Source organism: Bradyrhizobium sp. 482_C4_N1_8 (assembly GCF_052075965.1).
Taxonomy (GTDB): Bacteria; Pseudomonadota; Alphaproteobacteria; order Rhizobiales; family Xanthobacteraceae; genus Bradyrhizobium; species Bradyrhizobium barranii.
This window is the reverse complement of the sequence record NZ_CP197231.1, coordinates 1,493,399-1,505,496: the sequence shown is the minus strand read 5'-3', so window position 1 is coordinate 1,505,496 and position 12,098 is coordinate 1,493,399. Positions and strand designations below refer to the sequence as shown.

General features: G+C 64.2%; 16 protein-coding genes. 13 read left to right on the top strand and 3 right to left on the bottom strand.

Annotated features, from left to right (window positions below; translation table 11 throughout):
* Positions 1–241: 241 nt before the first annotated feature.
* The 6 genes from napE (at position 242) to AB7Z56_RS07045 (ending at position 5,621) form a co-directional block, all read left to right on the top strand.
* Positions 242–427 (top strand): periplasmic nitrate reductase, NapE protein, encoded by a 186-nt coding sequence (gene napE, locus AB7Z56_RS07070; protein ID WP_027532529.1) that lies wholly within the window; start codon positions 242–244, stop codon positions 425–427.
* A gap of 26 nt (positions 428–453) precedes the next feature.
* Entirely contained in the window at positions 454–768 is a 315-nt protein-coding gene (locus tag AB7Z56_RS07065) for a chaperone NapD (RefSeq protein WP_063981182.1), read from the top strand.
* A gap of 17 nt (positions 769–785) precedes the next feature.
* Positions 786–3,299, top strand: coding sequence for a nitrate reductase catalytic subunit NapA (napA, locus tag AB7Z56_RS07060; protein ID WP_063981181.1), 2,514 nt, complete (start codon positions 786–788; stop codon positions 3,297–3,299).
* Complete coding sequence (locus AB7Z56_RS07055) at positions 3,296–3,766, top strand: nitrate reductase cytochrome c-type subunit (RefSeq protein ID WP_028151035.1); 471 nt, start codon at positions 3,296–3,298, stop codon at positions 3,764–3,766. Before napA ends, AB7Z56_RS07055 begins: the two co-directional genes overlap by 4 nt.
* Positions 3,763–4,416: a NapC/NirT family cytochrome c gene (locus AB7Z56_RS07050; protein ID WP_063981180.1), complete on the top strand. Its 654-nt coding sequence runs from the start codon at positions 3,763–3,765 to the stop codon at positions 4,414–4,416. The genes AB7Z56_RS07055 and AB7Z56_RS07050 overlap by 4 nt, the downstream gene beginning before the upstream one ends.
* Positions 4,417–4,505: 89 nt before the next feature.
* Positions 4,506–5,621 carry an ATP-dependent DNA helicase gene (locus AB7Z56_RS07045; protein WP_063981179.1) on the top strand — a complete coding sequence of 372 codons (1,116 nt, stop codon included), beginning with the start codon at positions 4,506–4,508 and terminating at the stop codon, positions 5,619–5,621.
* 239 nt (positions 5,622–5,860) lie between these two features.
* Here AB7Z56_RS07045 and AB7Z56_RS07040 read toward each other — a convergent pair whose 3' ends face one another.
* Positions 5,861–7,546, bottom strand: coding sequence for a caspase family protein (locus tag AB7Z56_RS07040; RefSeq protein ID WP_283017547.1), 1,686 nt, complete (start codon positions 7,544–7,546; stop codon positions 5,861–5,863).
* A 244-nt stretch (positions 7,547–7,790) separates the two neighbouring features.
* On the opposite strand from AB7Z56_RS07040, the gene msrA reads away from it, so the two are divergent.
* The 4 genes from msrA (at position 7,791) to AB7Z56_RS07020 (ending at position 9,740) form a co-directional block, all read left to right on the top strand.
* The gene (gene msrA / locus AB7Z56_RS07035; RefSeq protein WP_063981177.1) at positions 7,791–8,495 is read left to right on the top strand and encodes a peptide-methionine (S)-S-oxide reductase MsrA; all 705 of its coding nucleotides are present in this window, start codon (positions 7,791–7,793) and stop codon (positions 8,493–8,495) included.
* A gap of 45 nt (positions 8,496–8,540) precedes the next feature.
* A complete protein-coding gene (gene msrB / locus AB7Z56_RS07030; RefSeq protein ID WP_063981176.1) occupies positions 8,541–8,960 on the top strand; it encodes a peptide-methionine (R)-S-oxide reductase MsrB in 420 nt (139 codons plus the stop codon).
* 107 nt (positions 8,961–9,067) lie between these two features.
* Positions 9,068–9,232: a DUF3309 family protein gene (locus tag AB7Z56_RS07025; RefSeq protein WP_014492503.1), complete on the top strand. Its 165-nt coding sequence runs from the start codon at positions 9,068–9,070 to the stop codon at positions 9,230–9,232.
* Positions 9,233–9,446: 214 nt separating this feature from the next.
* A complete protein-coding gene (locus AB7Z56_RS07020) occupies positions 9,447–9,740 on the top strand; it encodes a hypothetical protein (RefSeq protein ID WP_063981175.1) in 294 nt (97 codons plus the stop codon).
* Between the two features lie 132 nt (positions 9,741–9,872).
* Here AB7Z56_RS07020 and AB7Z56_RS07015 read toward each other — a convergent pair whose 3' ends face one another.
* Positions 9,873–10,415: a DUF4112 domain-containing protein gene (locus tag AB7Z56_RS07015; protein WP_084794968.1), complete on the bottom strand. Its 543-nt coding sequence runs from the start codon at positions 10,413–10,415 to the stop codon at positions 9,873–9,875.
* A 67-nt stretch (positions 10,416–10,482) separates the two neighbouring features.
* The gene (locus tag AB7Z56_RS07010; RefSeq protein WP_063981174.1) at positions 10,483–10,902 is read right to left on the bottom strand and encodes a DUF5413 family protein; all 420 of its coding nucleotides are present in this window, start codon (positions 10,900–10,902) and stop codon (positions 10,483–10,485) included.
* A gap of 170 nt (positions 10,903–11,072) precedes the next feature.
* Between AB7Z56_RS07010 and AB7Z56_RS07005 the strand changes: the two genes are divergently transcribed.
* The 3 genes from AB7Z56_RS07005 (at position 11,073) to AB7Z56_RS06995 (ending at position 12,079) form a co-directional block, all read left to right on the top strand.
* Positions 11,073–11,297 (top strand): cysteine rich repeat-containing protein, encoded by a 225-nt coding sequence (locus AB7Z56_RS07005; protein ID WP_371498100.1) that lies wholly within the window; start codon positions 11,073–11,075, stop codon positions 11,295–11,297.
* 37 nt (positions 11,298–11,334) lie between these two features.
* Positions 11,335–11,556 carry a hypothetical protein gene (locus tag AB7Z56_RS07000; protein WP_283017548.1) on the top strand — a complete coding sequence of 74 codons (222 nt, stop codon included), beginning with the start codon at positions 11,335–11,337 and terminating at the stop codon, positions 11,554–11,556.
* Between the two features lie 256 nt (positions 11,557–11,812).
* Positions 11,813–12,079, top strand: a complete 267-nt coding sequence (locus AB7Z56_RS06995) for a hypothetical protein (protein ID WP_028151045.1) — start codon at positions 11,813–11,815, stop codon at positions 12,077–12,079.
* Positions 12,080–12,098 lie beyond the last annotated feature (19 nt).

The window sequence follows — 12,098 nt, the reverse complement described above, 5'->3', positions numbered from 1 at the left end:
ATGTATGCGGCCTGACCCCCGAGCCGCAAAGCATCTTCGCTTTTGGGTAACGATCGTTGCCGCTTGCTTCTCTCGCGCGCACGGAGCGCCGCGGCTCGGTCCGTTGGCCGCGCCGCGACATCCGGTCAAGTCGACGGGTTGATCCAGATCAACGCGGCAGCGGCCCTGCTGCATCTAAAGTGCAGTAAGGCAACGGCCCGGATGCCGTCCCGATTCCAGCACCATTTCAGAGAGACCGAATATGTCGGCCCCTGACGACACGACTTCGCGCGTGCGCCGTAAGCGCATGGAGATTTTCGCTTTCCTGTTCCTGACCGCGGTCGTGATGCCCGTCCTCGCGGTCGGAACGGTCGGCTCATACGGGCTCGGCGTCTGGATCTACCAGATGTTCGCCGGCCCTCCCGGCCCGCCACCCTCCCCGCATTGACCTCCGAACAGCGAAAGACAGGCATCATGGCCCAATCCACACTCAACCGCCGCGCATTGATCACCGGCCGGGTGCTCACCGCCGACCGCGTCGTCGCGCCGCCAGGTTGCGAGATCGCCAGCATCATCGTGCAGGCCCGCCCCGAGCGCCTGGACGAACTGGAAGCCGAGATCGCAGCACTTCCCGGCTGCGAAATTCACGGACGAGACCCGCGCGGAAAACTCGTCGTCGTGACCGAAGCGCCGGATGCCGGCAGCCTCGGCACCCTGCTCAACACCATCCAGTCGCTGCCCAACGTCTATTCCGCGGCGCTGGTCTTCCACGCCATCGAAACCGCCTAACGGCCGGGAGAGCCATCATGACATCGCCAAAGCTCGACCGCCGCCAGATGCTGAAGCTCGAGGCCGCCGCGATTGCGGCTGCCGCAGCAGGCATGCCGGCACCGGCGCTCGCCGCCAATCTCGTCTCCGAGCGCGACAACAGCGAATTGAAATGGGACAAGGCCGCCTGCCGCTTCTGCGGCACCGGCTGCTCCGTGATGGTCGCGACCAAGGACAACCGCGTCGTCGCCACCCATGGCGACATCAAGGCCGAGGTCAATCGCGGCCTCAATTGCGTCAAGGGCTATTTCCTTTCCAAGATCATGTACGGCCACGACCGGCTGACGCAGCCGATGCTGCGCAAGACCGGCGGCAAGTACGACAAGAACGGCGAGTTCACGCCAATCAGCTGGACCGAAGCCTTCGACATCATGGAGGTGAAGTGGAAGGAAACGCTGAAGAAGCGCGGGCCCAACGGTCTCGCCATGTTCGGCTCCGGCCAGTGGACGATCTGGGAAGGTTACGCCGCCTCGAAGCTCTACAAGGCCGGCTTCCGCACCAACAACATCGACCCCAACGCGCGGCACTGCATGGCCTCTGCCGTCGCCGGCATGATGCGCACCTTCGGCATCGACGAGCCGGCCGGCTGCTATGACGACATCGAGGCGACCGACGCCTTCGTGCTGTGGGGCTCCAACATGGCGGAGATGCATCCCATTTTGTGGACGCGCCTCGCCGACCGCCGGCTGTCCGCGCCGCATGTCCGCGTCGCCGTGCTGTCCACCTTTGAGCACCGCTCGTTCGACCTCGCCGACATCGGCATGGTGTTCAAGCCGCAGACCGATCTCTACATCCTCAACGCCATCGCCAACCACATCATCAAGACCGGACGCGTCAACAAGGATTTCGTCGCTGCGCATACGATCTTCCGGCGCGGGCAGACCGACATTGGCTATGGATTGCGGCCCGAGCATCCGCTGCAGAAAAAAGCAACCGGTGCGGCCAAGGCCAACGACTCCACCGACATGAGCTATGACGAATTCGTAAAATTCGTCTCGGACTACACGCTGGAGAAAGCTGCCGAGATGTCCGGCGTGCCGATGAACCGGCTCGAAGCGCTCGCCGAGCTCTATGCCGATCCCAAGACAAAGGTGGTCTCGTTCTGGACCATGGGCTTCAACCAGCACACCCGCGGTGTCTGGTGCAACAACCTCGTCTACAACATCCATCTCCTGACCGGAAAGATCTCCTCGCCCGGCAACAGCCCGTTCTCGCTCACCGGCCAGCCTTCGGCCTGCGGCACCGCGCGCGAGGTCGGCACCTTCTCGCACCGCCTGCCCGCCGACATGGTCGTCACCAACAAGGAGCATCGCGACAAGGCCGAGCATCTCTGGCTGCTGCCGGAAGGCACCATTCCCGACAAGAACGGCGCCCACGCCGTGCTGCAGAGCCGGATGCTGAAGGACGGCCTGATCAACGCCTATTGGGTGCAGGTCAACAACAACCTCCAGGCCGGTCCCAACGCCAACGAGGAGACCTATCCGGGCTTCCGCAACCCCGACAATTTCATCGTGGTCTCGGACGCCTATCCGTCGGTGACGGCGCTGGCCGCCGACCTGATCCTGCCGACCGCAATGTGGGTGGAGAAGGAAGGCGCCTACGGCAATGCCGAGCGGCGCACGCAGTTCTGGCACCAGCTCGTCAACGCGCCCGGCGAGGCCAAGTCCGATCTCTGGCAGCTGATGGAGTTCTCCAAGCGCTTCAAGATCGAGGAAGTCTGGCCGGAGGAGTTGATCGCCAAGAAGCCGGAGGTTCGCGGCAAGACGCTGTTCGACGTGCTCTACAAGAATGGCCAGGTCGACAAGTTTCCGACCTCGGAGATAGAGGAAGGCTACGCCAACACGGAATCCAAGGCGTTCGGCTTCTACGTGCAGAAGGGGCTCTTTGAAGAGTACGCCTCGTTCGGCCGCGGCCACGGTCACGACCTCGCGCCGTTCGAGGCCTATCACCGCGAGCGCGGCCTGCGCTGGCCCGTCGTCAACGGCCAGGAAACCAAATGGCGTTTCCGCGAGGGCAGCGATCCCTACGTCAAGCAGGGCACCGACGTGCAGTTCTACGGCTATCCCGACGGCAGGGCGCGCATCTTCGCCCTGCCCTACGAGCCGCCGGCGGAATCACCCGACAACGAATATCCGTTCTGGCTCTCGACTGGCCGCGTGCTGGAGCACTGGCATTCCGGCACCATGACGCGCCGCGTGCCCGAGCTCTACAAGGCGTTCCCCGAGGCCGTCTGCTTCATGCATCCCGACGATGCGTCGGAAGCAAAACTCCGGCGCGGCGACGAGGTGAAGGTGGAATCCCGCCGCGGTTTCATCCGCGCCCGCGTCGAGACGCGCGGCCGCGACCGGCCGCCGCGTGGCCTCGTGTTCGTGCCGTGGTTCGACGAATCCAAGATGATCAACAAGGTGACGCTGGACGCCACCGATCCGATCTCGCTGCAGACCGACTACAAGAAATGCGCCGTGCGCATCGAGCGGGTGAACCTGTCATGATGAAACGATTTGGCATAGCCCTGCTCGCGGTCGCGATCGCCGCGGGCGCGAGCTCTCTCACCGCGCAGACGGTGACGTCAGGCCTGCGGGGCCCGGCCCCCCTCAATGACGAGGGCGCGGCGCCACCGATGCTGCCGAACCGCAATACGTCCGAGAGAGAGGTGCGCAACTACCCGGAGCAGCCGCCGGTGATCCCGCACACCATCGACGGCTACCAGATCGACCTCAACGGCAACAAATGCCTGTCCTGCCATGCGCGGGCACGCATCGCGGAATCGCAGGCGCCGATGGTTTCGATCACGCATTTCATGGACCGCGACGGCCAGTTCCTGGCCTCGATCTCGCCGCGGCGCTTCTTCTGCACGGAATGCCACGTGCCGCAGAACACCGCGACGCCGCCGGTGAGCAACGATTTCATCGACATCGACACGCTGCTCTCGCGCGCCAGCCCCGGTGGCCGCCGATGACGACGGCTGCTGACGAGCCCAAGGGAAAGGTGGAAGCCAAGCGTAGCTTTATCCTGCGCTGCTGGGACTTCGCGCGCGAGCTCTGGCAGGTGCTGATCCGGCCGAGCTCGGTGTTCGGGCTCGGCGTGCTGGTGCTCGCGGGCTTTGCGGCGGGCGTGATCTTCTGGGGCGGTTTCAACACCGCGCTGGAGCTGACCAACACCGAAAAATTCTGCACCGGCTGTCACGAGATGCGCGAAAACGTCTTCGCCGAGCTGAAGTCGACCATCCACTTCACCAACCGCTCCGGCGTGCGCGCGACCTGCCCGGACTGCCACGTCCCGCACAACTGGACCGACAAGATCGCGCGCAAGATGCAGGCCTCCAAGGAGGTCTGGGGCAAGATCTTCGGCACGATCGACACCCGCGAGAAATTCTTGGACCACCGGCTCGAGCTCGCCGCACACGAATGGGCGCGTTTCAAGGCCAACGATTCCCTGGAGTGCCGCAACTGCCACAGCGCCGATTCCATGGACATCACGAAACAGTCGCCACGGGCCTCGGTGGCGCACCAGCGCTTCCTGTTCACGAAGGAAAAGACCTGCATCGACTGCCACAAGGGCATCGCCCACCACCTGCCCGACATGCGCGGCGTTCCCGGCTGGCAATAGGGGCGGCTGGGCCGCTTGAACCCTTGGGCCGAATGGTTAGTTTCGAGGGATGGCGAATCGCCTCGATTCTGCCCTTCCTCAAGACAGACATGGCCACTTTCACCCCGCATCAGGATGCCGCGCTCAAAGCCGTTGCCGACTGGCTCAAGGCAAAACCCGGCCGCAACGGCACGCCGCCGGTGTTCCGCCTGTTTGGCTTTGCCGGCACCGGCAAGACCACGCTGGCGCGGCACATCGCCGAAGGCGTCGACGGCGAGGTGAAGTTCGCCGCCTTCACCGGCAAGGCCGCGCTGGTCATGCGCAACAAGGGTTGCGACGAGGCCTCCACCATCCACTCGCTGATCTACCGCGCCCGCGAATCCGGCGAGGAGCAGCCGAGCTTCGAGCTGTGGGACGACGCGCCGGCCTCCAAGGCCAAGCTGATCGTGATCGACGAATGCTCGATGGTCGATGCCGAGTTGGGCCGCGACCTGATGTCGTTCGATTGCCCGCTGCTGGTGCTCGGCGATCCCGCGCAGCTGCCGCCGATCCAGGGTGGCGGCTTCTTCACCAACACCGAGCCCGACGCGATGCTGACCGAAGTGCATCGCCAGGCCCAGGACGATCCGATCGTGCGGATGTCGATGGATGTCCGCGAGGGCCGCGAGCTCGATATCGGCCGTTACGGCGAGAGCGAGGTGGTGTCGCGGAAAGAGCTCGATCCGGACCGCGTCATGGGCGCCGACCAGGTGCTTGTCGGCCGCAACAACACGCGCCGCGCCTACAACATGCGGGTGCGCCAGCGCCAGAACATCGAGGATGTCTTCCCGGTCGCCGGCGACAAGCTGGTGTGCCTGCGCAACAACCGCAAGAAGGGCCTGTTCAACGGCGGCCTGTGGCGCGTGAAATCACGCAACACCTCGCGCTCGAAATCCCGCATCCTCAGCATGCGGCTGTCGCCGGATGAAGACTTCGGTCACAAGGTGACAAAGGTCTCGGTGCGCGCCGATTGCTTCGAGGGCGGCGTCGAGGCGATCGCCTGGGAGCAGCGCAAGCCGTATGACGAGTTCGACTACGGCTACGTGCTGACCGTGCACAAATCGCAGGGCTCGCAATGGGACGACGTCGTGCTGTTCGACGAGAGCTTCGCGTTCCAGGATAGCCGGGCGCGGTGGCTGTACACGGGGATTACGCGGGCGGCGAAGCGGTTGAGTATCGTTGTGTGACGCTGCCGTAGGGTGGGCAAAGGCGCAACGCGCCGTGCCCACCATCTCTCCACACATTCAATAAGAATGGTGGACACGCTTCCGCCTTCGCTCTTCGAGCTACGGCGGACAAGTCGCTTTGCCCACCCTACGGCACTGTTGTAGCCCGGATGGAGCGAAGCGTAATCCGGGGGTCGGGTCCGCGCTCGCGATTCCCGGATTTCGCTGCGCTCCATCCGGGCTACGGTCTCTGCAACCCCTCACTTCCCCGCCACGAAATAAAAATCCTCGCGTCCCGGCGGCGAGCCGTATGAAAACGGCTGCTGCTCGTGCTTGGTGGCGGACCAGACGTCATCGCGGACGATGTCGAACAGTTTCCGGATCTCGACCTTCGGCACCTTGATCTCGCGGGCGAGCGCGGTGGCGAAGGGGCTGTCGGCGCCGCCATCGCCGTCCAGCGCAGTCTCGCCGTGCTTGGCGGCGTAGACCACCATGAAGCCGGCGCCGGGCTCGATGTTGGAAAAGCCCTTGTCCACCAGCTTGAGCGACAGCGTGCGCTGCATGGCCGGCGCAAAGGGATTGTCGCGGCAGGCATCCAGCATCACCAGACGCACTTTTCTCGCGGCGCCCACCGCTGCGATCACCTGCTCCAGCGCGACCGCCTGGGTCTCGGCGTCCCTGTCGGCGGCAAGTTTGGCGTCCACAGGGACGAGATAGTTCACGCCGCCGATCTCGAAACCGTGGCCGGCGTAATAGACCACCGCCCAATCCGCATTCTCCGCCTCAGTGGCAAACGTCTGCAGCGCTTCGAAGAACTTGTCGCGGGAGAGGTCGCTGACGGAGATCACGGTCTGGAAGCCGACATCGCGCAGCACGTTTGCAATCATTTTCGCGTCGCGCGGCGGATTGGGCAGGGCGTGGACGTTCTTGTAGGCGCCGTTGCCGATCACGAGCGCCACGCGGCGCCCGGTGGACCCGGCCGGCGCCTGCGGCGTCAGTGCGGCCAAGCGCGCCTGCGCGATGGCGCGGGCGCGCGCGACGTCGGGCTCGTCGAACCTCGTCAGCGAATAGGCCGCCGCGCGGTAGTCGGCGCGGGCCTGGGCGAGATCTTTCCTGCGCTCGTAGATCTGGCCGCGGCCGGAATGGGCGCGCACACTGTTCGGATTGAGCTGGATGACCGTGTTGTAGTCCTTCAGCGCGGCGTCGAGGTCGCCCTTCATCACGTTGACCTCGGCGCGATTGTTGATCGCGAAGGTATTCCTGGGCTGCTTCTGGATCAGGCCGTCGCAGTCGGCGAACGCCTGGTCGTACTTGCCCATCATGCCGTAGGTGATGCAGCGGTTGCCGGCGATCTGCGGCGCGGCCGGGTCGATCTTCTCGGCTGCCGCAAAGTCGGCAATCGCGCCGTCGAAATCCTTGTTCAGCGTGCGCATGCGGGCCCGATTGGTCCAGCCGAGCAGGAACGTGGGCGTGTATTTGATTGACAGGTTGAAGTCGTCGAGCGCGCTTTGCAGCGCGCCCCGGCGCAGATGGATGGTGCCGCGATTGTTGTAGGCATAGCCGAAATTCGCGCGCTTCTGGATGGCGAGATTGTAGTCGACCATGGCGAGATCGTCCTCGCCCTTGCGCTCATGGGAGAGCCCGCGCAGGTTGATGGCGCCGACATTGTCCGGATCGAGATCGATGGCGGACGACAGCGCCTCGATGGCGCGGTCATAGTCGCGCTTGTTGATCAGCGCATTGCCACGCACGACGAGCGCGAGCGACTTGTCCTTGCCGCCGAGCTTATCGGCCTTCAACAGATTGTCGCAGGCCGTCGCGCGGGCCTGGGCCTCCGCCTGGCGGTCGCGACAGGTGGCGAGGTCCTCGCCGGCTTGCGGCTCGGCCGCGGCGATCGCGGCATTTGAGATCAGGATGGCGAGGGTCAGGGGAATGACACGCAGCATGTTGTCAGGTCAGCTCCAGCCACCACATGATTGAGTCGAGCGCGATCGCGCGCGTTCATCTAGCCCGGAGTTCCCGGCCTCGCCAAGCCGCGCCGTCTGAGGCTATTTTTCACAGACTCGTGTCCGTTTCCCCGTAACAATCGCCGTCTGCGCCCGTATCTCAGATGTCCGAAAACGCGGCCAAACAGGCTGTTCGCCCGTCCCCGGCCGCCCTACACTGTCAGACCTTCCGAAGAGGATCGCCATGCGCCGCACCGCCCTCGCCTCGCTGCTCGCCGCCACCACCGCACTGACGCTGGCCTTCGCCGTGCCGTCCAGGGCCGCGGAGGATGCCGTCGTGATCCCCGCGCCCACCGTGGATGCGTCGCCCGCAACCGGGATCCAGACCGCCGTCATCGCGGGCGGCTGCTTCTGGGGCGTCCAGGGCGTCTTCCAGCACACCGCCGGCGTCGTCAATGCAGTCTCCGGCTATGCCGGCGGCACCAAGGCGACCGCCGATTACCAGACGGTCTCGAGCGGCCGGACCGGCCATGCCGAGTCGGTCGAGATCAAGTTCGACCCGAAGAAGATCTCCTACGGCAAGATCCTCCAGATCTACTTCTCGGTGGCGCACGACCCGACCCAGCTCAACCGGCAGGGCCCCGACTCCGGCACGCAATATCGCTCGGCGATCTTCACCACCTCCGATGAGCAGAAGAAGGTGGCGGACGCCTATATCGCCCAGCTCAACGGCGCCAAAGTATTCAGCAAGCCGATCGTGACCAAGGTCGGCGCGCTGGAAGCGTTCTACCCGGCGGAGGCCTATCACCAGGACTATCTGACGCTGCACCCGAACCAGCCCTACATCGCCTACAACGACATTCCGAAGGTCGAGAACCTGAAAAAGCTGTTCGCGGATAACTACATTGAAAAGCCGACGCTGGTGAGCGCCAGCAAGGCCACCAACTGATCGCAAGATCACCGAAAACAAGTTCACCAAACAAACGGGAGACCCATGCCCGACACCAAGACGAAAACCACCGACGACAAGGTCATCAAGAGCGAAGAGCAGTGGCGGAGCGAATTGTCGCCGATGCAGTACGCGGTGCTGCGCGAGAAGGCGACCGAGCGTCCCTTCTCCGGCGAATATGAGCACGACCACCGCGCCGGCACCTATGTCTGCGCCGGCTGCGGCAATGTGCTGTTCGAGTCCGATGCCAAGTTCGATTCCGGCTGCGGGTGGCCGAGCTTCACCCAGCCCGCGGTCGAGAGCCATGTCGACGAGGAGCACGATGCCAGCCACGGCATGGTCCGCACCGAGGTGCTGTGCTCCAAGTGCAGCGGCCATCTCGGCCACGTCTTCCCCGACGGGCCCGGCCCGACCGGCCTGCGCTACTGCATCAACTCGGCCGCGCTGAAGCTCGAGCCCAAATAACATTGCGCGCCGCCCGGTTCCGTCATGGAACCCGGCGGCGCGATGTGCTTTTCTCTTCCGGCGGTGCGGCCGATGCGCGCAATCCGGCAGCCGCCAGGGAGGATGCCATGACGCTTGGGACCATCCTGATCATCCTGGTGATCATCTATCTGCTGGGCGGCATGTCCGGCCGGTTCGGTGGTTACGGCTATGGCATGGGCCATTCCGGCATGGGGATCGGCGGCGTCGTGCTGGTGGTCCTGGTCGTGCTGCTGCTGCTTGGCAAACTGTAAACCATCTAACATATTGAAATTATTTGGTTTACGGCGCTCGCGGAGCTGCCATGCGCGGATTCATCATCTCCCATCGCGGGGGTCGCATTTCTGTCAAAACAGCCTATATTAGAGGGCGAAAATGACATGTGCGGCGGGCCCACTCGATGGTGGCCCCTGCCTTTCAAAACCCCACGCGCTTAAAGCCCCAGACAAGATCACGAGGTCTTTGACCATGCGTCCACTGCGTCCGTTCAACTTCAACACTTCTGCCGAGCTCTTCCCCGCCGCGATCCGCAAGAAGAAGCGTGCAGGCTTCACCTATCGCCGGTTCGGCACCGCGGCCGAAGCCGTGCAGTTCGCGATGGAGCAGTTGCCGACGGATTCGCTGAACGGCGCCTATCTCCAGGTCGAGGAAGCGCGCTTCGACCAGAACGGCATCCGCTCGCTCTACGAGAGCGAAGCCTTCCCGCTGCCGCGCCGCCCCCGGCCGGCGCCAGCCCCCGAGACCGACGCCGACGCGGCGTAAGTTTTCGCTCAACCCGATTTGCGCTGAAAGCGCGATGGCCGAAAGGCCGTCGCGCTTTTTGCGTTTGGAGCGGTGCTCTCTCTCCTCCCTCTCCCCGTTCTTACGGGGAGAAGCGACGCAAGAAGCGCCCCATTAAATCCGCGGCTGCTTGTCGAGCCAGCGGCGCAGCAGGCGGACGTTGCGCATGTTGGCGCGGAACATGACGTCGAAGGCATCGCCCGCGAACGGCACCATGCCGACCACGCCGTCGACCGCGACATTCCCGAGCATGCGCGCGGTGAGATACCACGGCGCGCCCAGCGCGCGGGCCTCGCGCACCAGCCACAGCGAGATCGCGGTGGTGATGATGTCGCCGACGATCGGGATCAGCCCGATCAGGCCGTCGATGCCATAGCGGATATTCGTGCCGGGCAGGATGAAGGCGACATCGAGCAGCTTTGCGATCGCCTCGATCCGCGCCACCCGCTGCTCCCGCGTCAGATTGCCGAACGGGTTTCCCTGGCCGAATTCGAAGCGAAACTCGCGAAACCCCTGCTCCAGTGTTTCGGGACGGATCTCGTGGCCGTCCTGGTCGATGATCGGCCCGCGCGCTTCGGTGTCCGAAAAACTCCCGCGCGCGCGGGACCCGGAACGGGGTCTGTGCGGAGCAAGAATGTCGTCATCGGACATGGTCATGGCCTTTGGAGAACGCACTGGCGTGGCGGAAGTTGCCGCGCCGCGCCCGAACGTCGCGCGTTCAGGTCTAAGCCGCAGCCGGCTGCGGCTCCTCGACATATCTATGCACGAGCCAGGATGAAAGCACCGCCGGCACGAATCCGACGAGGCCGTACAGGATGAATTGCACCGTGCCCGAATCCGGCCCGCGCGAGCTGTAGGTCAGCGACGCCAGCACGAAGGCGAACAGGCCGACCAGGAGCATCCGCAGCACCGGGCCGATCCGGCGGACATGGATCAGGATGTCGTCGACCGCACCGATCATCAGCGAGGGCAGGAAGCCGAACAGATAGCTGTATTGCAGCGATTTGAAGAACACCGCGAACAGCTTTCCGACCTCGCCGAGATTGGTCTGGGCCCAATAACCGGACTGATAGGTCGTCGTCAGCAGCAGCAGGAACCCGCCGACGAACGGACCGACCAGCGCAAACACCAGATAGCGTTTCATCAAGTATCCTCATCCTTCGCCGCTGTTATAGCAGCGACGCGGGAACCTTGAATAGCGGGGCGCCGGCCCGTCCTGACGGGAACAAGCGGCAAGGCGACGAGTTCAGACAGGACTGAAATTCATACCTGCAGTCAGATTGGAGTTTGTCGATGTCCCCGAAATCCGTCCTTATGGCGACGCTGGCCCTGACAGCCCTGAGCGGCATGTCGATCACGCCTGCTCTCGCGCAGGGCCACATGGGTACGCCGCAGGAGCAGAACGCCTGCTCGCGTGACGCCTCGCGGTTCTGCCGGAAGGACCTCGGCAATGACGGCGCTGTGCAGGCGTGCCTGCAGGCCAACCGGGCCAAGCTGTCGAAGTCCTGCAGCAAGGTGTTTCAGAGCCACGGCATGTAAGGCCGGGAACGATCCCCGGCGCACGGAGAGTGAAGCCATGTTGCGCGAGGAACAGCTCTCGATCCTGCGGGACATCAGCCAGTCGGTCGCCTTTGCCGACGACCGGCACGGCAAGATCGGCGAGTTGATCGCCGACGGCTACGTGATGAAGGACGGCGATCTGTTCGAGCTCACTGCGAAAGGCGTCACGGCCGTCGAGGAACACCCCGCAGCGAGCGATGCGGAAGAAGCGAACGCGTCGTCCGATCGGTTGATCTGATTTCGCGCCGCATGCTGCGTGACGGACACGCAACAATTGCGAATTCATTCGAGCGGACCATTGCGGCCGTGTGACAATCGCGCATACTCGAATCGGGCGGCGCAGCACTTTTCGATTCGAACACCACGAGAGATCGAGCGACCACATGCGGGACCAAAGTTCCCGGCGTGAAGGCTGTGACATGCGGCAGATCAAGCCGCGTGCGGCGCCCCAAAACCAAGTGGTTCAAACCACGGAACTCGGGGACGCATTCGTCATGACACGCTACACGACCATCGTTTCGCTCTTCGCTTTCGCAACCACCGCCATCGTACTCCAGACATCGCCCGGCCTCGCCTTCTCGTCCGAAGCACAGCAGATGTGCACAGGTGATGCGATGCGGCTGTGCTCCAGTGAGATTCCCGACATCTCGCGCGTCAGGGCCTGCATGGTGCAGAAGAAGGCGCAGGTCAGCCCTGGCTGCCGCGCCGTGATGGACCGCGAGCACGCGGCCGCGCGCAAGCGGGAGGCGGCGGCGCAGTAGCGCCGGTTCAATCCCGATC